Origin of the sequence: Caballeronia sordidicola, assembly GCF_001544455.2 — a bacterium.
In the GTDB taxonomy this organism is placed as follows: Bacteria; Pseudomonadota; Gammaproteobacteria; order Burkholderiales; family Burkholderiaceae; genus Caballeronia; species Caballeronia sordidicola.
In genome coordinates, this window is the sequence record NZ_FCOC02000014.1 from 103147 (window position 1) to 127046 (window position 23900).

A 23900-nucleotide genomic window follows, 5' to 3' on the forward strand; every position below is an offset into this window, starting at 1 on the left:
GAGCACACCCAGCAAACCTCATAACGCGACGATTCGCCGTTGCTAAGCGAACACTTTTTCAAAGCCAGATGGTTCGCTTAGCAACGTTAAATCATCGCGTTTTTTGAGCCAATTTTGACGCGTCATTAATGCTTTGCGCGAGTGTGGGTTTCCCCTCGTATACCCCATCCGATATGAAATTCTGTGCTTTACCCTCTCATGGCTTTACCCAAGTTCAACCCTTTTTAAATTGGATCATCGCCATGAACCTTAAAAACAACCCAGCTTGCCGTCCCTTCCTCGAGGCCGGAGACCTGTCACAAATTTCCGCATATTACGAGGAAGAACGCCGCACCATGTGGATGATGCTTCGTTCACGTCCACGTCCCTGTTTCACGCAAGAACTCGTCAATGACATCATTGATCTCGCGCGCGCCGCAAGAGAGTCAGGCTTGCGCTTTGACTTCTGGGTCACCGGTTCTCTCGTTCCGGATATCTTCAATGTAGGCGGCGATCTCGATTTCTTTGTCGATGCCATTCGATCCGGGCGGCGTGAATTGCTGATGGCTTATGCACGCTCATGTATCGACGGACTCCATGAAATCTATAGCGGATTCGGGACCGGCGCCATATCCATTGCAATGGTCGAAGGCACGGCATTGGGAGGTGGATTCGAGTCAGCCTTGGCACACCATTTTCTGCTCGCGCAGAACGATGCAAAAATGGGTTTCCCTGAAATAGCCTTTAATCTCTTTCCCGGCATGGGCGGTTATTCACTGGTCGAACGCAAGGCCGGCATGCGGCTGGCCGAAGAGTTGATCAGTACCGGAGAAGCGCATACCGGCGACTGGTACGCGGAGAAGGGAATTGTCGATCAGACGTTCCAGCCCGGCGACGCATTCCTCGCGACGCGCACCTTCATAGATGGCGTCCGTCCCAAGCTCAACGGCATTCGCGCAATGATCAAGGCGCGGCAACGCGTACTGGCGTTGCCGCGCGCTGAACTGATCGAGATTACCGAGGACTGGGTGCGGGCCGCTTTCACAATTGAAGAGAAGGACCTGGCTTTCATGGAGCGGCTGGTGATGTTGCAAAACCGCCGTGTGTCCAAGCTGAAGATGGCGAACCTCGACCATCATTAAGCTGCATCAGGCTTCACTAACGCTCTTTGGTCAGGCTCTTTAACCAGGAGAAGCTCAGGCGATAAGCCTGAGCTTTCTTTTTTCGGCGAGCCATGCTTCGAATGCGCGGGCAGGCATGGGCCGCGCATACAGGAAGCCCTGCACAAGATCGACACCAAGGCCACGCAGGAAATCCGCTTCAGCCTCGGTTTCCACACCTTCAGCGACCACGGACAAACGCAATTCATGCGCAATCGCCACCATGGCGCGAACAAGCGCTTGCGGTTTGCTGTTTACATCGATTCCCTTGATGAAGCTTCGATCAAGCTTGATGGCGTCGAGCGGAATACGTGACAACTGCGACAACGACGAATAGCCCGTACCGAAGTCGTCGAGATGCACGCGCACGCCCATCTTCCGGAACTGGCCGATCAGCACGAGCGCCGCTGCTTCGTCTTCAATAAAACAGCTCTCGGTCAGTTCCACGTCGAGCATGCATGAACGCGAGTGCGTTTCCGCCAGCACCTCGGTGAAATGCTTGACGATATCCGTATCGCGTAACTGGCGCGCGGACACATTGATGGATATACGCAAGTCGATGCCCTGCATCTGCCAGTTCGACGCCTGGGTGGCAGCGGCATGCATGACCCATCGTCCTAGCGGACCGATCAGTCCGGACTCTTCTGCATAGGGAATGAAATCGAGCGGCGAGACCACGCCGCGCTCCGGCGAATTCCACCGGACCAATGCCTCGACGCTGTCGACCTCGCCGGTTCTCAGGCTGACTTTCGGCTGGTAGTAGAGCTCGAGTTGCCTTTCTTCCAGCGCCTTGCGCAGGTTCGTATCGAGCCAGACGTATTCCGCGACCTTGCGGTTCATTTCCGGCGTGAACACGCGATACGTATGCTTGCCGTCATCCTTCGCAACATACATGGCTGTGTCCGCACTGCGGATCAGGCTCTCGAGCCGGTCGCCGTGCTCGGGGTATAGCGCAATCCCAATGGAACAGCCTGTATAGAGCTTGATCAGACCGAAGTCGAACGGCTGCTGCAAACTGCTCAGAATGGTTTCCGCCGTCTTCGTCAAGAGCGCAATGGTCGATTTCCTAATGACCACGACGAACTCGTCGCCACCGAGCCGCGCGAGCGTATCGCCGGGGGCCAGGCAGCTCTTGATCTTCGCCGAGACCTCGCGGATCAGCCGGTCGCCGACCACGTGCCCGTAGTGGTCATTCACCTTCTTGAAGTTGTCGAGATCGAGAAACAGGATGCCGAGGTGTTCTTCGCCAACGTTATCTCCCGCCTCTTTTTCGGCCGCGATGGCGTTCTCGATTTCTTCCTGAATGGCCTTGCGATTGAGTAAGCCTGTCAGCTCGTCGGTTGTTGCCTGCTTGACGAGCAACTGCTGGGCCTTGCGTTCTTCGGTGATATCCGTACCCGAGCAGATGAGAAAACGCTCGTCCACACCGCTGCCGCTCTGCACGAATTTATTGCGGAACAGAAAAAGACGAGGTCCTGTGACCGTGTTGATATATCTCTCGACCTGATACGGCTGGCCGCTTGCAAAAAAGCCGTTGATATTGCTTCGCGATGCCGCGCCCTCGTCGTCCGACATGAAAAGCACGTATGCGCTCTTGCCAATGACGTCTTCCTCGCGCATGCCGGTGACTTCCTCGCACATGCGGTTAAAGCGCTGAATAATGCCGCGGCCGTCGAGAATGACGACGAGCGAATTCACTTCGGAAACAACTTGCTCCGCGAATGCGAGGCCATGGACAAGATCACGGGCGACCGACGACGTGTCCGTATAGTCCGATGCCGTGCCGGCCCATTCACGAATATTGATCTTTTTACCGACCAGATGCAGCCGGTACGGATAACCGAAAATCTTGATGTCGAGCGCCAGATGAGACGTTACGCCCGTGAGCGCCCTGATCTGCGCGGCTTGGGACGCGTCGAGCGGCACGCTCACGTTCGCGGGTCCCCGCACGGTAGCAAGTTCGAGCGCGTTACTATCGATCGACAGCCGCCAGCATGGGCTGGTCGTGCCAAACCACGTAAACAGGTCCAGGCCGTCTTCTTCAACCATCATCAGCAACTCCAGAAAAAATTCTCTGACTGCCGCCCCGTCAGCGCGTCCCGCCAGATTCACCCGATGCCGCCGCTCACGCGTTCACATCTGGAGTCAACTTCAACCTGCGAGTCCGCTTCACAGCACCGCGAAGTACCAACGCTCCGGTGCTGGCCCAAACAGTAAGTCGCCTTTAGTCAATTATTTGATCATATCTTACGCGGACTGCAGAATCAGCGCCCGAATTCAAAACAAAAAATAGCGACAAAATGCTGCAAAACTCCAACAGAACTATTGCATTCGCGTTTCAATAAACCGCCGAGTATTTGTCTAATCATTTAATAGCACTACCGTTTTTTTATTCAATGCGAATATGAATCCAGGCGTGGCGATTCCAAACCGTTTTCAAGGTCCACTCTGTTTTCAAGGTGTATCCGGAATAACGGCGGCGCCATTCGAAAACTTGACAGATGAAGGCGCACCTCCTTACGACAAAGCTTCCCTGGATCAAAGCATTGCGCCAGCGTCGTCGGCCGCAGCCGCGAGATCGTCAGTGTCGAACTCGCCAGCCAGGCCTGCCGTCTTGCGCGAGCGCTGTGCTTCAGGCAAGTCCTGGTATCGCAAATAGGCGCATTTTCCGTCGGACTTCGCAGCATACATGGCGGCGTCGGCATTGAGCAAAAGCGCGCCAGCCGAGATGCCATCCCCGGGAAACTGGCTGATGCCGATGCTCGCGCCCACCGTCATGCGCCGCTCGTTGACAAGCAGCACGTCGTCCAGCGTTTCCTTGATGCGGGACGCGATTTCGGGCGCCGGGCCCGCCGAACGCGTACCGTTGATCAAGACCACGAATTCGTCGCCGCCGAGCCGCGCGACCATGTCGGCGCTGCTCAGCAAACCCTGCAGGCGCCGCGCGACTTCAACGAGCACGTCGTCGCCGGCCGAGTGGCCGTATTGATCGTTGATCTGCTTGAATCGATCCAGATCGACGAACAAGACCGCAAGCGGTGCGGCGCTCGCTGCAGCGTCGCGGATCGCTTCCTCGAGCCGCTCCATGAACAGCATCCGGTTGGGAAGTCCCGTCAGCACATCGTGGCGCGCGAGGTGCGCCAGTTCGTGTTGCCTGCTGTGCAGCCCGTCGATGTGCGAGCGGATTTCGCCGCGCATGCGCTCAAAGCAGCGCGCCAGCACGCCGATTTCGTCGGTGCGGCGCACCGGCAGCGCCTGCATGGTGTGATCGGCGAAGAAATGGGTTGCGGCGTGCGCGAGCGTTTGCAGCGGCTGGACCAGTGCACGCGCGAACATGACCGCCAGGACGATGGCAAGCAGACTCGAGATCAGCACCATTCGAACAATGCTGTTGCCGAGCATGCTCGCGCCGTTGAGTGCGTCCGAAAGAGGGCGTGACAAACCCAGCACCACAAACCGGTTGCCTTCGGATTCGCCAAACGGCCTGTGTATGAAAGCGAGTATTCGCGCCGACGCCTGAACGGGCTGCGCCAGCCCGTTCAGCACCACGGCGGATCGTCCTGCTTCGAACAGCGGCCGCGTCGCGGGAAAGCGCTCCTGCATGAAGATCCGGCGTCCCTTGTCAAAACCGAATGTCTGCGATGCATCCGGATGAACGAGGAAATCGCCCCATTCGTTGGCGAGGTAGACCTCGTAGTTGCCTGGCAAGTCGACCTGCAAGCGTTCAAGCAGCTTTGCAAGATCGACGTCGATCACCACCACGCCGACCATCACGCCATGGTCGTTCGCAACCGGCGTTCCAAGGCGCAGCGTGGGGCGTCCTTCAGCCGCGTGCGCGCCGCGTTCGTGATTGACCGTGATCGGCGATACATAGATATGACCCACGCCGAGCGCAAGCGTATCGAACACGTACGCAAACTGCCCCTTCTCCTGCAGCCCGCTGTCTTCGACCCGCACCGCGCGGTTCGCGTCACGGTCGAAGCGGATCAGTTCGAGACCGTGGTGTCCGCGCGCGATCAGCCTGACCTGCAGGTATTCCCGGTGATGCGCCATGAAACTGAAAAAAACCTGGGCGAGTCTCTCGCGGGCGGCGTTCCTGCCCGCGCCGTCATCGGCCTGCGCGATCGCCGCCGACGAAGGCAGCGAAGCCAGCACCTGAGCGTCGGCTGCAATATCCTCGATGGCGACCGACGAGCGCTGCGCCAGCAGTTCCGTCGATGTCATCAGGCTGTGCTCGGCCTCCTTCACGAGCATCGTGCGATTCGCGCGATACGCGTAGTAACCGGTCGCGCCGGACGCCAGCACGCCAATGCACGCAAGCAAGACGGACAGCCTGAACGTCAGTCCGGGGCGCAGCATCAGAACCGCCCCGGCCGGTCGCCCGAGACAATTCGGCTCCACAGGGCCTCGCGCCGCTGACTGTCTTCCACCGGTTCGATCCAGACAATGTGCGCATGCCCGCTGCTTTCCGGTTCCGCGCTCAGGGTGTTGGCAAGGCCCTGGCGCTGCGTGAGTTGTTCGCTCACGCGCGGTTCGAGCATGAAGTTGATCCACGCCAGCGCGAGCGGACGATTGACCGCCGAGTTCGTGATGGCCCAGCAATCCAGCCACGCGAGCGCACCTTCGTCGGGAATGACGTAGCCCACATCCGCGCCGGCGCGTCGCAGCAACGCGACCTGTTGCGTGCCGTAGTTGCCGAACATCAAGGCCGCCTTATGTTCGATGAAAAACGCGGCCGCCTCTTCCGGCAGCGTGTAATAAGTGAGGAGATTGCGGCGCAGATCAATCAGCCTGCGCGTGATCGTCCGCATTTGCGATGCGCTTAGATTGAACGGATCGCGATAGCCCAGCGCCAACGCGGTGAAGGAGTAGTTGTGCTGGCCGCTGTTGAAATCCAGGACCTTGCCGCGATAACGCGGATTCCATAGTTCGTTCATGGACCGTGGCGCGACGGCGATCTGCCTGCGATCGTAGATAAGCCCCATCGACGAATACGTAAATGGAATGGCGTACACCTCGCCGTCGCGTGTCAGAGCGCCCACGGACGAGAGTTCGCGAAAGCGCGGCAATTGCCGCCGGGTATTGGGAATGCTTGCGAGATCGAGCGGTGCGAGCAGGTTTTCGTGCGAATAGTGTTCGATCTCGGCGGTATTGGCAGCGAAGACATCGAATTGGGGCGCGGCGCCCGCGTGCATCCTGTCGTGCAGCGCCTCGTCCGAGTCGATCAGCGTGACTTCGACCTTCGCGTGATAGCGCGACTCGAATTGCCTGACGAGGTCGCTGTCCGCGTAGCCGGGCCACGCCAGGACCCGCAAGACATTTCCGGCCGCAAGCGCCGGCAGCGCAAGCATTGAACAGACGCTCAAGATGAACGCGGACGCCATTCGCCGGAAGCCGGATGCATTCACCGCATCGCGGCGGCGGAATGCAATGGCAATCGACGTTGAAATCGAGATCGCGAGAGAGCTAAACGTCGCGCCGATGCGCGCGGGCGGCAATTGCCGAACGGATCCTCCGGCACCACGCATTGGATTGTCCTTGTCTATTTGGCGTTAGCGTTAGCGTTGGCGTTGGCGTGCGCGAACCTTAACGCTGGCCGCTTTATATGGGTTCATCCCATGACAGGTTTACGGCGTGTTTTCTCGAAGCTTTAAGTTCAGGCGCACTGCTGCTCCACTGCGCTCAGAGACCCTTCGTGCCGCGTCGCGCACTGCCCTTTTCCACACTCTTAAGCATAAAAACCCTAAAGAATTTGTGGGTACATGCCGTTACCCATGGGTAACGTAAATGCATGAAAAGCGCGCCCGCCACCTAACGGTGCGTCGCCTTCCAGAAGAGAGAAAGGACACATCAAATGCGCAACAACCAGCCTGTCACGCAGCACGAATACGAGTTCCCATCGACGGAAATGCTTGTCTCGGCGACCGATCTTTCTGGAAATATCAAGTATTGCAATCCGGCTTTTATCGACGTATCCGGCTATTCGCGCGACGAACTCATCGGCCAGCCGCACAACCTGATCCGCCACCCCGACATGCCGCGCGATGCCTTCGCCGACATGTGGACGACCATCTGCGGCGGCCGGCCCTGGACGGCGCTGGTCAAGAACCGCCGCAAAAATGGCGATTTCTACTGGGTTCGCGCGAACGTGACGCCGGTTATCGAACACGGCAAGGCGGTGGGTTTCCTGAGCGTGCGCGTCAAGCCCGGCCGCGACGAAGTAGCGAGCGCCGACGCGTTGTACGCACGTATGCGAGCCGGCGCGATGGGGTCGCTGCGTCTTCAGCAAGGCGTGCTTGTGCGCCGCGGGGTCCTGGGCAAGCTCGGGGCATTGATGCACATGCCCGTGGCCAAACGCGTGGCGCTCGGTTATGCAAGCGCGCCGCTTGCAGTACTGGCTAGCGGACTGGTTGTGTATAACGGCGCGCCGCCGCTGCCGTTGTGGTTCGCTTTTGGCGTGAGCGCATTGGTGAGCGCGTTCGGCTGGGCCAGCGTGTCGCGCCAGATCGGCGCGCGCGTGGGCGCAATGTCCGGTTACGCGTCACGCATGGCGGCAGGCGACCTGACGGTATCGATGGAAGCCGGCAAACGCGACGACCTCGGCGAAGTCCAGCACGCGCTCAACCAGCTCAAGGCGAATCTGTCGGCCATTGTGCTGGACGTGCGTGGACAGATTGGCGGAATGATGGACGCGGCGCGCGAAATCTCCAGCGGCAATATGGATTTGTCGCGACGCACCGAGTTACAGGCGGCTTCGCTCGAGCAAACGGCCGCGACCATGGACCAGTTGACCAGTACCGTGACGGGCAACGCGGATGCAAGCGTACGGGCGCTCGAACTCGTGAAGGAAGCGCAGACGGCAGCAAGCGATGGTGGCAAGATCGCCATTCGCGTTGAAGAAACCATGGCGGGGATCAATACAGCGTCGCAGCGGATCGCGGACATCACCGGCGTGATCGATGGCATTGCGTTCCAGACCAATATCCTCGCGTTAAACGCGGCGGTTGAAGCGGCGCGCGCGGGCGAAGCCGGCCGCTCGTTCGCAGTGGTCGCAACCGAAGTGCGCAACCTGGCCCAGCGCTGCGCGGCATCGGCGAGAGAGATCAAGGTCGTGGTCGAGACGAGCGTTGCGCAGATCGCGGAAGGCACGGATCTCGTGGCGCGCACGACCAGCCAGATGCGCGCGATCGATGCCGCCGTGCATCGTGTATCGGCGATCATTTCGGAAGTGGCGAACGCGAGCAGCGAGCAGGCCGAAGGCATCCGGCAGGTCAACCAGGCGGTCGCGCATCTGGACGGATCGACCCAGCAGAACGCCGCATTGGTCGAGCAGGCGGCTGCGACAGCGCTGCGGCTCGCCGAACGCGCGGACGTGCTCGATGAAGCGGTAAGGCTTTTCACCGTGAAGGAAGCGGCGGCGGTTTGAGGCAGGCTCACGGCACGCGGAAGCCTGCAAGCGGCCCGCACCGATAGAGCGTAGCCTTGACGGCCCGGCACAACACGGCATGAAAGGGACAGACGCATGACACAGCTTTTCGATCTGAGCGGCCGCACGGCGCTTGTCACCGGTTCCGCGCGCGGCATCGGCTTCGCGCTCGCCGAAGGATTGGCGAATGCGGGCGCGCGCGTGATCGTCAACGGAACGCGGGCCGACACCGTGAACGAAGCAGTCTCGCGTCTGACGAACAAAGGACTGAATGCGCAAGGCCACGCATTCGATGTCACGAACGAACAGGCCGTGCACGACGCCTTTGCGGATTGGGACAGGCAAGGCGTGCAGGTCGACATTGTCGTCAACAACGCCGGCATCCAGTTTCGAAAGCCGCTTGTCGAGCTTGAACTAAGCGACTGGCAACGCGTGATCGATACCAATCTCACGAGCGCGTTCATCGTGTCAAAGCAGGCAGCCAGACGCATGATCGAGCGCGGAGCTGGCGGCAAGATCGTGAACATCGGTTCGCTCACGAGCGAGGGCGCGCGTGCGACTGTTGGCGCATATACGGCCGCGAAAGGCGGCATCAAGATGCTCACGCGCGCCATGAGCGCGGAGTGGGCCGCCTCGAATATCCAGGCGAACGCGATTGGGCCGGGTTACATCCTCACCGACATGAACAAGCCGCTGGTCGAGAATCCCGCCTTCGACGCGTGGGTCAAAAGCAGCAATCCGTCGCAACGATGGGGCACGCCGGAGGAGCTTGTTGGCGCGGCGGTGTTCTTGTCATCGGCGGCGTCGAGTTATGTGAACGGGCAGATCATTTATGTCGATGGCGGGTGGCTCGCCGTGCTTTGACGGTTGAGCGGCGCGCGCGCCGCGTTCAAAAACCGTGTCTTCCGCTCGTTTAACTAGCGCAGGCGGTGGGTTGGGTCGCGGCAACCTGCGGCGCCTTCGCGGCAGTTCCAAGCAAACTTCCGTTTGCCACAACGGACGCAAGCTACGTATTCTTGAAGAACACCCCGCCTACGCCACACGCTTCAAGCAGCGTTGCAACACGGAGATGCCATGAGGTTTCTGGTGGCCGATGACCACGAACTGATTCGACAAGGCGTGAAAGCGCTGTTGCGCGGCCTCGACCCCGACGCCCAGTTCGACGAAGCCGACAGTTGGGAGACGCTCGCCGCGGCAGCCAGGCCGGACGCGAATCACGACCTCGCGATAGTGGACCTGCACATGTCCGGCATGGAAGGCGCGGTATCGCTGCAGACGCTGTTGAAGGCGAATCCTGCACTGCCGCTGGTGGTGTTGTCGGCGGAAGAATCCGCAGACGAAATGCGCGCGGTGCTAGCCGCCGGCGCGCTTGGTTTCGTGCCGAAACGCGAACCCGCCAGCGTCATGCTCAAGGCGATCGAACTCGTGCTTCTCGGCGGCGCCTACGTTCCTATTGAAGCGCTTAGTCTGCTTGGCCCGGCGCACGCACCCGCTCCGCCTGCCGAGCGTTCGGGCGCGGCTGTGATTGAGTCGTCGCCCGTTGGGATCCAGCCGCATCATCGGCACCTGATGGAAAACCTGTCGCCGCGGCAACAGGAAATCATGCGGCTCGTGTACCGCGGCTGGACCAACAAGATGATCGCGCGCGAACTCGGTGTCGCGGAAGGAACCGTCAAGGTGCATCTGTCCGTCATGTTCCGCGCGCTGTGCGTTCACAACCGGTCGGCCGCGATCGCACTGATCGGCGGCTGGCTGGAAACCGGCCGCACGCTTTGATCAGGACGCCGGGGGGTGGCGCTCCAGCTCGGCGTTGCGTTCGCTCTGCTGCCAGAGCGCGTCGAGCGTGCGGCGCAGGCGGGCGGGCGTCACCGGTTTGTGCAGGACGGGAATGCCCTGCGCGGCGAGCGTGCTGAGTTCGGACGACGCCATGTCGCCCGTGATCATGAGCGTGACAATGTCGCCATCGCCCCGCTCCCACAGCGCCTGCCGAACGGCGCGCACCGCTTGGGCGCCGGTCCGGTGGTTGCCAAGCTGGTAGTCGCAGAGAAGCGCGTCAGGAACGAAATCCTCTTCGACTGCCTGCACCGCCGCACGCTCGTCCCGCACGCTGCGCACGATGCAACCCCAGCGGCCAAGCAGCCGTTCCAGCGCGGCGAGAATGGCGGGGTCATCGTCAATGCAAAGAATCCGCCGCCCTGCAGCCGTTGGGCCTGCCGATGCTGCGTCACTCAGTCTCGCCGTGATCAGGGCCGCATCGCCGCGCTTGACCGGTACGCAGACTGTGGTGCCGCGTCCCGGCGCAGAGCGCAGCGTGACATCACCGCCAAGCAGGTTCGCCAATCGTCTGACGGTAGGCAATCCCAGCCCATGTCCCTCGCGTGGTTTGCCGTCTGGCAGCCTTGCCTGATAGAACTCCTCGAACACAAGCTCCTGCTCTTCCGGCGCAATGCCGATTCCCGAGTCACGCACTTCGATCCGGCCAGTCGCCTGCCCGCCGCTGCTTCTATAACCCATCCATATCGCGCCGCGCGCGGTGTAACGCACGGCGTTCGATATAAGGTTTCCCAGTACGCGCTCAAGTAATACCGGATCGGTGAAGGCGACGGCGTCGGTCGGCGCGATACGCAATGCAAGACCCTTCGCCGCCGCGAGCGGCCGGTATTGGTTATCGATGCGGGCAAAAATCTCCGAGAGCCGGAAATGCAGCGGAATCACCTGCGTCACGCCGCTTTCGAGGCGCGCCAGGTCGAGCACCTGATTGAAAAGTCCGTTCAGTGATTCAACATTTGCAATGATGCTGTCGGCCGTTTCGCTGCGTAGGGTAACGGAGGCCAATGTGTCCTTCAGCGACTCCGCCAGCAAGCCGATGGCATGCAAGGGCTGGCGCAAATCATGGCTCGCCGCCGCGAAAAAGCGCGTCCGCGCGCGGCTGGCCTCCTCCGTCACGCGCTGCTGGATAGCAAGCGACTCGGCCAGGACCTGCTGGTTCACGCGCGCCTCGACGACACGCCTGAACAGCTTCCGGTAACGCGCCGCATACACGTTCATCGCGATAAAAAACGCGACAAGCACCACGCCGATCACGATCCGGTCGCGCGTGGGCGAGCTGAAGTTCAGCACGATCGCGGGCATCAGGAGTAACGGAATTGCGCTGGAGAAGTTGCACAGGTCAAAGCCGCTCGACATGAACACGCCCGCCGCCAGCGTGACCAGCAGCACGGTATGGAGGATCGGCAGGTCGGCCTGCTGGCTATGAAACGCGAACCAGATCGAAAGGCCGGGCGCGCTGTACAGCACGACGCTGCGCAACGCGTGAAGGTTGATCCACTGACGCGGACCGAATACCCGTGGCCAATAACGGTTGCACGCCCACAGTGCAATTCCGCCACAATTAGCAATGCTATAGAAGACGATCCAGGCCGTGAACAGGCCTTGCTGCGGGATGGCCCGGAAATAGACGGCGCTCAGGGCCGCAATGGACAACCAGTGTGTAACGAATGCAATGGGGTCCTGCGCATAAAGGACCTTGGCCAGATCCTTTTCTATTTCGCGCCGCATAGAATCGTTCTGCATCTTGTCAGCCCCTTTTTACCGGTTGCGCGCCTGGCTGACGCACATAGTGATGCATTCGGGTGACTCAAGACCGCACGACAAGGAACCTTGCAGCTAGAACGAGTTGTGGTGTACATCCAAGGAAATGGTAAGGACCTTAAGGTCCTTACACAAGTTTACCCGACGGCTATTACTTTAGCCATATAGCCGAACCCGCGTCCGATCACCATACTTCCGCTCGACATCCAATAAAAATTCGAGGGAGAACACCATGGACACCACGGCAATGCGCGCGTGCGCCGCACGCCCCGACACCGCGATACTTCCGGATCTCTGGCGCCGCCGCACACATCTGTCGCATGACGAAATGGTGTCCATGTACCATCTGGTACGCGGCGCGCTGCGCGCTTACCATCCGCTCGAACTCCAGTCACTGCGCGAAGATAAAGAAGAACTCGTCGCGCAGTTTATTTACGCCAAGGTGCTGCGGCTCGAACCGGGTCACTCCAGCGCCAAGTCCTGCGCTGAGAGCGCGCCATCGAACAACTACGCCATTTGCGCTTATTTCAGGCGCTATCTGATCGATTGCCTACGCAGCGCGAGCCATCAACGCAATGTATCGATGGAAGTAAGCGGCATCGACCAGCAGGTTGACGAACACGCCCAGGCCCTCGACGATCCCGTCAATTCGGTGCTGTTGCAGCATGGCCTTGATGAAGCACGCGTGCGGCAACTCGCGCGCGAGTTCGTTGGCGGACTTGACCGCCATGAACGTGTGGTGCTCGCGGGAACGCTGGGCCGGGATTCCAGCCACAAGGGCGGGCTCTCGCGAATCGCCGCCGAGCATAAGGTCCCTTCGTATCACTATCGCGCGGTGAAACTGGGCGTCGCGTTGAGAAAGACAGCGCGGCCAGCCGACTTCGCGGCGACCAAGATTGGCCGCTGGCTCAGTGACGTGGTTGGTATTGCGATCAACGAGGAGAACCAGCCGGTCATGCTGGTCGTGCTCGATCTGCTCGCGGCGGAGTCCGTTCGAGGCGTCAATGCCTGCGCGAATTCATACGCGGCCATGCCCGCAATCGCGTGAATCCGCCGGCTTTCCGCATATTCAGCACCTTCGGCGCATTCAGCAACGCGCCTATTTAACCGTCTGGATCACTTCGAAACCTTCGAACTCCGGATGCCCCAGGTATAGCGAGCGTGTTCCATTGCCCGCATTGCGATGCGCGGCACGGAACGCCTCGCTTTTCGTCCAGCCTTCGAAAGCCTCGTAATCCGACCAGATCGTGTGGCTGGAATACAGGACGTGGTCTTCTTTTTTTGGCCCTTTCAGAAGGTGGAATTCCACGAAGCCCGGAACCTCCTTGAGATGCGTATCCCGGCTGGTCCAGAGTTCTTCGAACTCGGCCTCGGATCCGGGGGCCACTTTGAAGCGGTTCATGGCGATGTACATAGGGTCAGCCTCCTTTGATCGAAACAGTGTGACGGCGCACCAGTTTATCTTTATCGCGCGGCGCGGGTTCGGGCGGTAATGCGTGTCTGCGCCTAATGGCGGCCAAGCAAGCTCCTGGCGCTAGTGGTATCGTGCCGCAACCGGATGTCCTCGCCATGGCGTGGATTGCAGGCATCTCACCGGCGGGTCGCCACGGTGCAACCTCATTCAGCGTTCCGGCATCGGCGGAACGATCTCGCATGCCTGCCGGCAGTCCGCACCTCAAAAACAGCATCCAGTCATTCAATCTGTGGAGTATGCATGTCCTCGAATTCGCCGACCGCCGCCGCGCGTCCGGCCCAGGTCAAGATGACCCGTGGCCTGATTGCCTTGTTCGCCTTCTGCTGCGGCGCCATTGTCGCCAATATTTATTATGCGCAACCGATCATCGAACTGATCGGGCCGGATATTCACCTGTCGAGCAGCGCGGCAAGCCTGATCGTCTCGCTCACGCAGATCGGCTATGCGCTGGGATTATTCTTCCTCGTGCCGCTCGGCGATCTCCTGGAAAACCGCAAGCTGATGATCACGACTGCGCTCGTCGCAATCGCCAGTCTCACGGCCGCCGCACTCGTCCATCAGCCGCACGCGTTCCTTGCCATCTCGCTACTGGTCGGTTTTAGCTCCGTCGCGGTGCAGATCCTGATTCCGCTCGCGGCGCACCTCGCACCGGATGAGTCGCGCGGACGCGTGGTCGGCACGATCATGGGCGGTTTGCTGCTGGGTATATTGCTGTCGCGGCCCATCTCGAGTTTCATTGCAGGTCACTTCGGATGGCGCGTGGTATTCGGCTCGGCTGCGGTGCTCATGGCAATCGTGACGGCGGTCCTCGCGCTGACCATTCCGGCGCGGCAGCCCGATCACCAGGCAACCTATGTACAACTGATCCGCTCACTTGGGACGCTGGTCGCGACCATGCCAGTCCTTCGGCATCGCGCGTTGTACCAGGGCCTGATGTTCGCCACGTTCAGCCTGTTCTGGACCGCCGTGCCCGTGGAACTGATCCGTCATTACGGATTGACGCAGAACGGCGTGGCGCTCTTCGCGCTGGTCGGGGCAATTGGCGCGACATCCGCACCGCTTGCAGGACGGCTCGCCGATGCCGGCCATTCCCGGCGCGCAACGCTGCTTGCCCTGGTCGTTGGCGCGTTGTCATTCATGCCGTCGCTCATTCATCCGGCGTGGGGCGTGGCCGGGCTTGTAGTGACGGGCGTCGTGCTCGACTTCGCCGTGCAGATGAACATGGTTATCGGCCAACGGGAAATCTATGCACTCCATGCCGCAAGCCGTAACCGTCTCAACGCACTTTATATGACGAGCATCTTTATTGGCGGTGCGTGCGGCTCGGCGATTGCGAGCGTGATGTTCGAGCGCGGCGGCTGGACGCTGATTGCGAGTGTCGGGAGCGTGTTTCCCCTGCTCGCGCTGCTGCATTATTTGTTTGCCGGACGCTCGGCTGCCACGCGGCGGGCCTGACGCTTTTCAAGCGCCCGACAACGTGAGTGGCGCCGCCGCTGCCGACAGCGGCGCGCTATAGACGCCGCCTGATCTGCCTAATCCTCGAACTTCTCGACCTCACGCCGCTTGCCAAGCAGCATGGCGTCGGCGACATGCTGCAGCGGACTGATATCGACATCACTCGTCCCCGTCGATATCAACTCGAAGAACCGTTCATAAAGACCCGGATACTCCCGCTCCGCGCCGATGTCGTGCACCTTGTCATCGATCTTCAGGAACTTCCCGCCCTGAGCCAGATGCAGGACGCCACTGCCCGTGGTCACCTCGATCTGCCACAACTCCTGCGGACCAAAGCGCCAGTCGAATTCAGCACGGATCGGCGTGCCGGATGCATCGCTGAAATCAAGATTCGCGGCAATCGGATTGTCCCTGTTCGCCGGCACGAACAACTCCGCCGATTTCAGGAAAAACGCACGCGGCAGGATACGCGTGACAATGGACAACGCGTTGATGCCCGGATCGAATACGCCCAGGCCGCCCGGTTGCCAGATCCAGTCCTGCCCCGGGTGCCAGCGGCGCACATCTTCTTTCCATAGCACGTTGACCGCCGTGATGGTTTTGTCGGCAAGCCATGCGCGTGCGGTTTCAACACCCGGCGCATGACGCGAATGCCACGATGCGAACAGGGTGCATTGATTCTGCCGCGCCAACGCGGCGAGCACCTGAACCTCGGTCACGCTTGCGCCGGGCGGTTTTTCGAGCATCACGTGCTTGCCTGCTTCGAGCGCCGCACGTGCCTGCGAGAAGCGGACCTGCGGCGGCGCACACAACGAAACAGCCTGCAATTGCGGCTCGGCCTCAAGCATTGCCTCGACATTCGGGTAATTGTTGACACCGTCAATTCGTGCATTCCGGCTTGCGCCTGCAATGAGCCTGAATCCGGCGTGCCCGGCGATAGCAGGCAAATGCTGATCGCGAGCAATCTTGCCGACACCGGCAATGCCTATTGCAACTTGCTCTGTCATGGTTGGACCTTAAAGAAAGCTTGGTTGATCTGATGCGCGCCAATGCTTATGGCAATGCGTGTGGCATATCGGCGCCTCGACATCCTACGAGAAACCGGCTTTATCCGACGTGAGAGTGTTTCACGCGCGGGGGAGTGACTTCCATGGCCGTCAGTTCCTGCACGATGCCGCAATCGCCCACGGCCTGTTCCACCGCGCATCTGCTCCTTAGCTTGCCGAGTTGTGCCCTCAACTGCTGCAACTCTTCTATCCGATGATCCACATGAGAAATGTGTTCATCGACCAGTGCATTGATGGCGCCGCACTGCTCCGCCGGCTTGTCGGTCAGTTGCAGCAATGCCCTGATCTCGTCGTGCGCCATATCGAGCACCCTGCAGTTCCTGATAAAGCGCAACCGCTCGACGTGGACGGCGGAGTAATCCCGATAGTTTCCGCTGGTGCGCTCGGCATCGGGCATCAACCCCTCTTTCTCGTAAAAGCGGATGGTTTCCGTGGTGCAACGCGCGCTTTTCGCAAGCTCTCCGATTTTCATGCGACCTCCCGATGGTTTCCCGATAGTGCTTGACCTTGAAGCAACTTCAAGGTGTCTACTACATCATAAATCCAGCAGGGAAGCCACAATGCATGATTCAACCGATATCGGACCAGAAAGCCCACAGCACATTCCGCACGAAAAGAGCGGTCACGATTGCTGCGGACTTCGGGCCGCAAGCCGTGTGCATCGAGAGCACGACGATCCTGGTCATGCTGACCTCTCGTGCTGCACAGTGGCCCCCGCCATGGCCCCGGCGAGCGTCTCCGGCTCGCAGCAAACCGGCCGCAATATCCGGACACCGATCCGGATCATGCAGATGGACTGTCCGACTGAAGAGACCCTCATCAGAAAGAAGCTCGGCGCGATGAAGTCCGTCAAAAGCCTCGAATTCAATCTGATGCAGCGGGTATTGACCGTCGAGCACACGCCCGGTTCGCTCGATGCCATCCTGGACGCGATCCGATCGCTTGGATTCACACCGGATCTGCCCGGCCCGGCCGGCAAGCCCGATGCCGCGGCCGTCGAGTCCGAAAAAGCGTGGCGGCCGCTCGCTCTCGCAGGCGCTGCGGCTGTTGCTTCGGAAGCAGCAAGCTGGTCAGGCGCGTCAGCATGGCTTTGCGCAATCCTCGCGATCGCGGCGGTGCTCACCTGCGGCATGAGTACCTACAAGAAGGGCTGGGTTGCGCTCTCCAACGGCAACCTGAATATCAATGCACTGATGAGCATTGCCGTGACCGGTGCGCTCGTTCTCCAGCAGTGGCCCGAAGCGGCCATGGTCATGGTTCTTTTCACCGTTGCAGAACTCATCGAGGCCAGGGCGCTCGATCGGGCGCGCCATGCTATTCAGGGGCTCATGCAGCTCACGCCCGCGAAAGCGACTGTGCGCCAGGCCGACGGCACATGGGCCGATGTGGACGCAAAGACCGTGCAGATCGGCGCGGTGGTGCGCATCAAACCCGGCGAGCGCATTGGCCTGGACGGTATCGTGACAAGCGGCCGCTCGGCAGTCAATCAGGCGCCCATCACCGGCGAAAGTCTGCCGGTCGACAAGACCGTGGGAGACACGGTCTTCGCAGGCACGATCAACGAGTCCGGCTCGCTCGAGTTCACGGTGACGACCGTGGCCGGCAACACTGCGCTTGCGCGGATCATCCACGCTGTAGAACAGGCGCAGGGCGCCAAGGCGCCGACTCAACGTTTCGTGGACCGGTTCGCTCGTGTCTACACGCCTGCTGTGTTCGCAATCGCGCTGGCCGCGGCGCTTGTCCCGCCGCTTTTCCTCGATGCAAGCTGGGGCGAATGGATCTATAAAGCGCTTGTCCTGCTTGTGATCGCGTGCCCATGCGCACTCGTCATTTCCACGCCGGTCACCATTGTGAGCGGCCTCGCCGCGGCGGCTCGCAAAGGAATCCTGATCAAAGGTGGCGCGTACCTCGAAGAAGGCCGCAAGCTTGCGTGGCTTGCGCTCGACAAGACCGGCACCATCACTCATGGCAAGCCCGTACAAACTGACTATGAAGAACTCAGCGGACTCGGTCACGCAAGAAACCGGCGGATCGCGGCGGGCCTTGCAGCGCGATCGGATCATCCGGTGTCGCAATCGATCGCACGTGCTGCAGAAAATGATCGGGTCAAGCTTTTTCCGATCGACGAATTCGAAGCTATTCCCGGACGCGGCGTGCGTGGAGTGGTCGAGGGACGATCGTATTCGCTCGGCAATCATCGCCTCGCGGAGGAAGCCGGTTTGTGTTCACCTTCTATCGAACAGCGTATCGACGCACTCGAGCGCGAAGGAAAGACCGTCGTCACGCTGAGCGATGACCGCGAAGTACTGGCGCTCTACGCGGTCGCCGATACAGTCAAGGAAACGAGCCGCGAAGCAATCGGGCAGTTGCATGGCCTCGGCATCCGTACCGCCATGCTGACGGGAGACAACCCGCATACGGCGGAGACGATCGCGAGGAAAGTCGGCATTGACGAAGTGCGCGGGAATCAGCTTCCCGAAGACAAGTTCAAGGCAATCGAGGACCTTGGCGCCAACGGGGCTGTCGTCGGGATGGCAGGCGACGGCATCAACGACGCCCCGGCGCTTGCGCGCGCCAACATCGGCTTTGCGATGGGCGCCATGGGAACCGGCACTGCGATCGAAACCGCGGACGTCGCACTCATGGATGACGACCTCCGCAAGATTCCTGCATTCGTTCGTCTGTCGAAGGCGACCCACGTCATCTTGGTCCAGAACATTGCGCTGGCGCTAGGCATCAAGGCGATCTTCCTGACGCTCACACTGGGCGGAATGGGGACGATGTGGATGGCCGTCTTCGCCGATGTCGGTGCAAGCCTCCTGGTGGTCGGCAACGGGCTGAGGTTATTGCGCAAGTAATTTGCGTTTCACCTGTCGCGCGAAAACCGGCTCATGCGCGTGAGCGTCGCGTCCTGGAACACGACATGATGCGCGAGCGCTGCGAAGGCGTGCAACCCGATCAGCCAATAGGCCGCGTTGCCTATCAGGAAATGGGCATCGTGAAGGAATTGATGGGCAACCGGGTCCTTTGAAAACCACTGGATATGCCATCCGGTCCCGGCCAGCGTCACGGCGTTGCCGCCAGTGTTGACCATTGCAATGCCAAGCAAGGGCTGCACGAAAATAAGCAAATAAAGCGCGAGATGCACAAGGCGCGCCATGAAAAGCTGCACGGGCGAGTGTGCGAGTTCAGCAGGCGCGCCGTGCCAGAGTTTCCACAGCAACCGCATTATCGACAAAGCCAGGATCAGCGATCCCGCCCATATATGAACGCTGTTCCAGAAGAGCCGGCTATCGGTTCCTTTCGGACCTCGAATGTTGATGGCGAAAAGCCCAACCAGAATGAACACTGCCGTAGCCCAATGGAAGAACATCGCAGGCTTCGAATAGGAAGAAGCGCGCTCGGATGACTGCATGGATTCACACCTTTCATTGAGTAGCGGGACGGCCGCGTGCCCACACGCTGCATGAGCGGCCAGACCATAAACGTCCCTGCCCTGCGCATTATTCCGGGGAGATGTCAGCCCGAAATTGGTTTTTTGTAATGGAATATGTTGACGCGAAATTAAATAGCGGCTTTTAATAAAATTGTCATCTGACAGCAGATGAACGCCCATTTTTTTAATATGGTTTCCTGATCAATTTGGAGAGATGGCCTTGGTTTATGCGCCTCGCAAACGATCAAGCGCCACACCGGCGCCGTCCCCGCACTCGACGATTCCGTAATCGCTTCGTCAGGTTTCTTGACGCCTGACTACGTGGACACCCAATCCGCAGAGTCAAAGACCCTCCTGTCTGACGGCTTAGCTTGACCAGAAATATAGAGTTCAATATAAATGCAAACGCGAATCGGTTGCATTCATTTATTTTCAATGAAAGACGAAAGTAAGAATCAGCTCAAGCCTTAAGTCCGGCCGGTTCACATTGCGCTCGCTACTTAAATCGGGGATGTTCATGGGTCGTAGTAAAGGTGCGGGCAAGCGTTCGTTGCTCCAAAAAAATATCTTGCTCGCTAACGCGGTGTTGGCGATCGGCATGGCGGGTTCGATGATCAATCCCGCAAAAGCGGACGACTCAAACGACGCCGCACCGGCAACCGCGAAAGACGAGACGCAGCAGCTCGCGCCGGTTCAGGTCACAGGCAAGAAAGACCAGGGGTTTGCGCCGGTATCGGTGGAAACGGGCCCGTATCGCGGGCTCGATGCGCTCGATGTTCCCGCCACGGTCAACGTCGTTACGCGCGAAGTCATGGACGCCCAGGGCGACACTGGTTTGTACGATGCGCTGCGCAACGTAGCCGGCGTCTCACGGCAACAATTGAGCGGCCTCGCATACGACAATCTTTCGATTCGCGGCATACCGCTAGATAACCGTGCGAGCTATTACTTCAACGGCGTATTGCCCATCGACAACAACATCTGGATGCCGATGGAAGACAAGGAGCGCGTCGAAGTCCTGAAAGGGGCCTCTGCGCTGTACTATGGTTTCGCGGCGCCTGCGGGCATCGTGAACATGGTGACCAAACGTGCGGGCACGGAGCCCGTGACGAGCGTATCGGCACTTGGCGATTCGCATGGATCGGTCGGCGTGGCGGTGGATATATCCCGGCGCTTCGGCACGAACGACCAGTTTGGCGTTCGCGTGAATGCAATGGACGAACACGTCGATACCCCTATCGACGGCGATCATGGTTATCGCAAGTTCGTCAGCGCCGCGCTCGACTGGAAGGTGAACAGCAAGCTCAAGCTTCAATACGACCTGGAGCACATCGAGACAAGCATTGTCGAGCAGGCCGGCATTACGCCGCTTGCCGCGAAAAACGGCGTGATCTCGCTGCCGGGACTGCCCGATCCAACCAAGCTGCTGGTCAGCGGCGACAAACCCACGAAGGCGAGCGCCACCACGCAGTTGCTGCGTGCAGACTACGCGATCTCCGATAACTGGTCCGCAAACTTCAGCCTCGGCCAGTCGATCACGGGGCGAGACAGATGGGCATGGGTGTTCCAGAAGTACAACGTCGCGACCGGTGCAGGCACGCTGCAGGCAAGCCAGCAAAACGGCCAGATGTATGAAAACAAGATTGTCCGGCTGGAAGTGAACGGCGACGTGAAGACGGGTTCGATCCACCACGACATTACCTTGGGCGTCTCGCAAGACTGGCTTTATCAGCCCGATTTCACGACGAACTTCTTCACCGCCGCCCAGAACATCTACGATCCGATCGATATAACCAAGTTGACGCCCAGCGGTACACCTAAGCAATTTTTTGCGCAGCATGTGCGCAATAGCGGCGCGTACCTGTATGACCGGATCGACTTGACACCGAAATGGCAATTTGTCGCCGGTGTGCGCAGATCCGAATACATGACCTCGCAAGCGGGCACGCCGAGTTCGGATATCAGCCATACGTCGCCATCGGGCAGCGTGATCTACAAGCTGACGCCCGCCGCCAGCGTGTATGCAAGCTACGTTGAAGCGCTTGAATCCGCCGGCAGCGCGCCCGTGACAGCAAGCAACGCCAACCAGATCCTGCCCGCCGCCGTCAGCAAGCAGGAAGAAGTCGGCGTGCGCACACGTTTCGCCAACAACACGCTTGTATCGGTTGCGCTGTTCAACATCAAGCAGGCCTCCGCCGATACCAACGCCGACAACCTCTTTGTGCTCGACGGCAACGCGCGCTATCGCGGCGTGGAGTTTTCGGTTCAGGGAGATCTCACGCGGGATATCTCGTTTATCGGCTCGGCGACCTATATAGACGCCAAGCAAATTGATTCCAGCGATCCCACGTTGCTGGGTAAAACGCCGGAAAACACCCCCCACGTGACCACGAGTCTTTTCGCTGAGTATCGAGTGCCGCTTGTCGCGGGCCTGTCGTTCAACGCCGGCATGTATTACATCGGGCCACGTCCGGTGAATAGCGCGGATCAGGCTTATATTGGCGGCTACACGCTTTACACCGCAGGCGCGCGTTACGCGACGCGCATTTTTGGAAAACGCGTGTCGCTTCAGGCCAATCTCGAGAACGCGACAAACAAGCGCTACTGGAGCGCAACGGGTTCAAGTCAGATTGGCGAAGGGCTGTCGCGCACGCTCGAACTGAGTTCGACCATCGAGTTCTGAGGCGCTCGGCGGCAAAGGGAAACGGGGCCGAGGCGCAAATCACCGCACGTGGAAACGATCGAAGCAATGCTCGGTTCCGCTGCGTTGCAACGCTCCTTATGATCGGAGTTGCGTGCAACGAATCGGCCGGCTCTATCGCAAGATAATCCGCGTTACATGAGAAATACGTCGCGCCGGCCCGCCTCTTCCCGATATCCCACCTATGCCAAAACGAACTGGACACATGCGCCTCGGCGCTTTTCTCTATCCGTCGGGACACCACATTGCCGCGTGGCGTCATCCTGACAGTCAGGCGGATGCCGGCATCAACTTCCAGCATTACGTCCGGCTTGCGCAGGCCGCTGAGGCGGCAAAGTTCGATCTGGTATTTCTCGCCGACGGAGTCGGCACGCGCGGAGACAATCTCGACTTTCTCAGCCGCACCGCGCACAGCTACATTGCGCAGTTCGAGCCGATCACCTTGCTGTCGGCGCTTGCGGCCGTAACCAGCCGGATTGGTTTCGTCGCAACGGCATCGACCAGCTTCAACGAGCCCTATCACGTCGCAAGGAAGTTCGCGTCGCTCGACCATATCAGCGGCGGCCGGGCGGGCTGGAACCTGGTGACGTCGTCGAGCGAACATGAAGCCAAAAACTTCAATCGCGACACGCATTTCGATCATGCCGAGCGTTATGGGCGCGCGGACGAATTCGCGACGGTGGTGCGGGCTCTGTGGGACAGCTGGGAAGACGACGCCTTTTTACGCGACAAGAATTCGGGCCGCTTTTTCGACCCGGACAAGCGCCACGTGCTCGATCACAAGGGCCGGTTCTTCCAGGTCAAGGGACCGCTCAACGTCGCGCGCTCTCCGCAAGGACATCCGGTTCTCGTGCAGGCTGGCTCTTCCGAGGCCGGCCGCACGCTTGCTGCGCGCACGGCGGAAGTGATCTTCACTGCCCAGCAGACCCTTCAGGATGCGACCGGCTTCTATGCGGATGTCAAAGGCCGTCTCGCCGTCAACGGCCGTCATCCCGACGACCTCAAGATCATGCCGGGCGTGTTTCCGATTGTCGGACGCACGCGAGCCGAAGCGCAGGAAAAGTTCGAAGAACTGCAATCGTTGATCGACCCCGTGGTCGGACTTGCCCTTGTATCGGGTCTTACCGGCGGTATCGATCTTTCGGGATATCCGCTTGATGGCCCCATTCCGGAATTGCCCGAAACCAATGCGAGCAAGAGCCGTCAGGCATTGACCATCGAACTTGCGAGACGCGAGAACCTGACCATCCGGCAACTTTATCTGCGCGTAGCCGGTGCACGTGGGCACTGGCAACTCGTGGGCACCGGTCAAGACATCGCCGACCAACTCGAGGAGCGCTTCGTCAACCACGGCGCGGACGGCTATAACGTGATGCCACCGACGCTGCCCGGTGGATTGACCGACTTTATCGAGCTGGTGTTGCCGGAGTTGCGCCGGCGTGGATTGTTTCGCACGGAATACGAGGGCCAAACGTTGCGGGAGAATCTCGGACTGGCGCGGCCGGTCAATCGCTATCAAACCGAGCGGCAGGCAGTGCTGGAGAATTAACGCTCCCGACGAGCCCTTTGGCGCGCTCGACGCAACGGTTTTGGGAAAGCGAACGCATCAGC

17 protein-coding genes and 1 pseudogene are annotated in these 23900 nt (G+C 60.0%); 9 read left to right on the plus strand and 9 right to left on the minus strand.

Annotation, left to right across the window (positions count from 1 at the left end; translation table 11 throughout):
- Positions 1-242: 242 nt before the first annotated feature.
- Entirely contained in the window at positions 243-1121 is an 879-nt protein-coding gene (locus AWB64_RS20930; protein ID WP_060857339.1) for a crotonase/enoyl-CoA hydratase family protein, read from the plus strand.
- Positions 1122-1175: 54 nt separating this feature from the next.
- Here the strand turns inward: AWB64_RS20930 and pdeR are convergent, their stop codons facing one another.
- From pdeR to AWB64_RS20945, 3 genes are all read right to left on the minus strand, one after another.
- Positions 1176-3191, minus strand: coding sequence for a cyclic di-GMP phosphodiesterase (pdeR, locus tag AWB64_RS20935; protein WP_060857340.1), 2016 nt, complete (start codon positions 3189-3191; stop codon positions 1176-1178).
- A gap of 486 nt (positions 3192-3677) precedes the next feature.
- Positions 3678-5498 (minus strand): diguanylate cyclase domain-containing protein, encoded by a 1821-nt coding sequence (locus tag AWB64_RS20940; RefSeq protein ID WP_060857341.1) that lies wholly within the window; start codon positions 5496-5498, stop codon positions 3678-3680.
- Positions 5498-6490, minus strand: a complete 993-nt coding sequence (locus AWB64_RS20945; RefSeq protein WP_244164141.1) for an extracellular solute-binding protein — start codon at positions 6488-6490, stop codon at positions 5498-5500. Before AWB64_RS20945 ends, AWB64_RS20940 begins: the two co-directional genes overlap by 1 nt.
- Before the next feature lie 503 nt (positions 6491-6993).
- On the opposite strand from AWB64_RS20945, the gene AWB64_RS20950 reads away from it, so the two are divergent.
- The 3 genes from AWB64_RS20950 (at position 6994) to AWB64_RS20960 (ending at position 10341) form a co-directional block, all read left to right on the plus strand.
- Positions 6994-8565 carry a methyl-accepting chemotaxis protein gene (locus tag AWB64_RS20950; protein ID WP_060857342.1) on the plus strand — a complete coding sequence of 524 codons (1572 nt, stop codon included), beginning with the start codon at positions 6994-6996 and terminating at the stop codon, positions 8563-8565.
- 96 nt (positions 8566-8661) lie between these two features.
- Positions 8662-9429, plus strand: a complete 768-nt coding sequence (locus tag AWB64_RS20955) for an SDR family oxidoreductase (RefSeq protein ID WP_060857343.1) — start codon at positions 8662-8664, stop codon at positions 9427-9429.
- A 210-nt stretch (positions 9430-9639) separates the two neighbouring features.
- Positions 9640-10341 (plus strand): response regulator transcription factor, encoded by a 702-nt coding sequence (locus AWB64_RS20960; protein WP_060857344.1) that lies wholly within the window; start codon positions 9640-9642, stop codon positions 10339-10341.
- Here the strand turns inward: AWB64_RS20960 and AWB64_RS20965 are convergent, their stop codons facing one another.
- Positions 10342-12138: an ATP-binding response regulator gene (locus AWB64_RS20965; RefSeq protein ID WP_060857345.1), complete on the minus strand. Its 1797-nt coding sequence runs from the start codon at positions 12136-12138 to the stop codon at positions 10342-10344. It lies immediately after the preceding gene.
- Between the two features lie 250 nt (positions 12139-12388).
- On the opposite strand from AWB64_RS20965, the gene AWB64_RS20970 reads away from it, so the two are divergent.
- Positions 12389-13204, plus strand: coding sequence for a hypothetical protein (locus AWB64_RS20970; RefSeq protein ID WP_060857346.1), 816 nt, complete (start codon positions 12389-12391; stop codon positions 13202-13204).
- Positions 13205-13255: 51 nt separating this feature from the next.
- Here the strand turns inward: AWB64_RS20970 and hmuQ are convergent, their stop codons facing one another.
- The gene (gene hmuQ / locus AWB64_RS20975; protein ID WP_060857347.1) at positions 13256-13570 is read right to left on the minus strand and encodes a heme-degrading protein HmuQ; all 315 of its coding nucleotides are present in this window, start codon (positions 13568-13570) and stop codon (positions 13256-13258) included.
- 300 nt (positions 13571-13870) lie between these two features.
- Between hmuQ and AWB64_RS20980 the strand changes: the two genes are divergently transcribed.
- Positions 13871-15085 carry an MFS transporter gene (locus AWB64_RS20980; RefSeq protein WP_060857348.1) on the plus strand — a complete coding sequence of 405 codons (1215 nt, stop codon included), beginning with the start codon at positions 13871-13873 and terminating at the stop codon, positions 15083-15085.
- 77 nt (positions 15086-15162) lie between these two features.
- On the opposite strand, the gene AWB64_RS20985 is transcribed toward AWB64_RS20980, so the two are convergent.
- Both AWB64_RS20985 and cadR read right to left on the minus strand, forming a co-directional pair.
- Positions 15163-16092, minus strand: a complete 930-nt coding sequence (locus AWB64_RS20985) for a Gfo/Idh/MocA family protein (RefSeq protein ID WP_060857349.1) — start codon at positions 16090-16092, stop codon at positions 15163-15165.
- 100 nt (positions 16093-16192) lie between these two features.
- The gene (gene cadR / locus AWB64_RS20990) at positions 16193-16624 is read right to left on the minus strand and encodes a Cd(II)/Pb(II)-responsive transcriptional regulator (protein WP_060857350.1); all 432 of its coding nucleotides are present in this window, start codon (positions 16622-16624) and stop codon (positions 16193-16195) included.
- Positions 16625-16925: 301 nt separating this feature from the next.
- On the opposite strand from cadR, the pseudogene AWB64_RS20995 reads away from it, so the two are divergent.
- A pseudogene (locus AWB64_RS20995) lies at positions 16926-19010 on the plus strand (heavy metal translocating P-type ATPase); the annotation flags it as partial.
- An 8-nt stretch (positions 19011-19018) separates the two neighbouring features.
- Here the strand turns inward: AWB64_RS20995 and AWB64_RS21000 are convergent.
- Positions 19019-19567: a cytochrome b gene (locus AWB64_RS21000; RefSeq protein ID WP_060857351.1), complete on the minus strand. Its 549-nt coding sequence runs from the start codon at positions 19565-19567 to the stop codon at positions 19019-19021.
- 453 nt (positions 19568-20020) lie between these two features.
- Complete coding sequence (locus tag AWB64_RS32315) at positions 20021-20188, minus strand: hypothetical protein (protein WP_244164137.1); 168 nt, start codon at positions 20186-20188, stop codon at positions 20021-20023.
- Positions 20189-20198: 10 nt separating this feature from the next.
- Between AWB64_RS32315 and AWB64_RS21005 the strand changes: the two genes are divergently transcribed.
- Positions 20199-22271 (plus strand): TonB-dependent siderophore receptor, encoded by a 2073-nt coding sequence (locus tag AWB64_RS21005; protein ID WP_244164138.1) that lies wholly within the window; start codon positions 20199-20201, stop codon positions 22269-22271.
- 202 nt (positions 22272-22473) lie between these two features.
- Positions 22474-23838 (plus strand): LLM class flavin-dependent oxidoreductase, encoded by a 1365-nt coding sequence (locus AWB64_RS21010; RefSeq protein WP_060857353.1) that lies wholly within the window; start codon positions 22474-22476, stop codon positions 23836-23838.
- Positions 23839-23900: the final 62 nt, after the last annotated feature.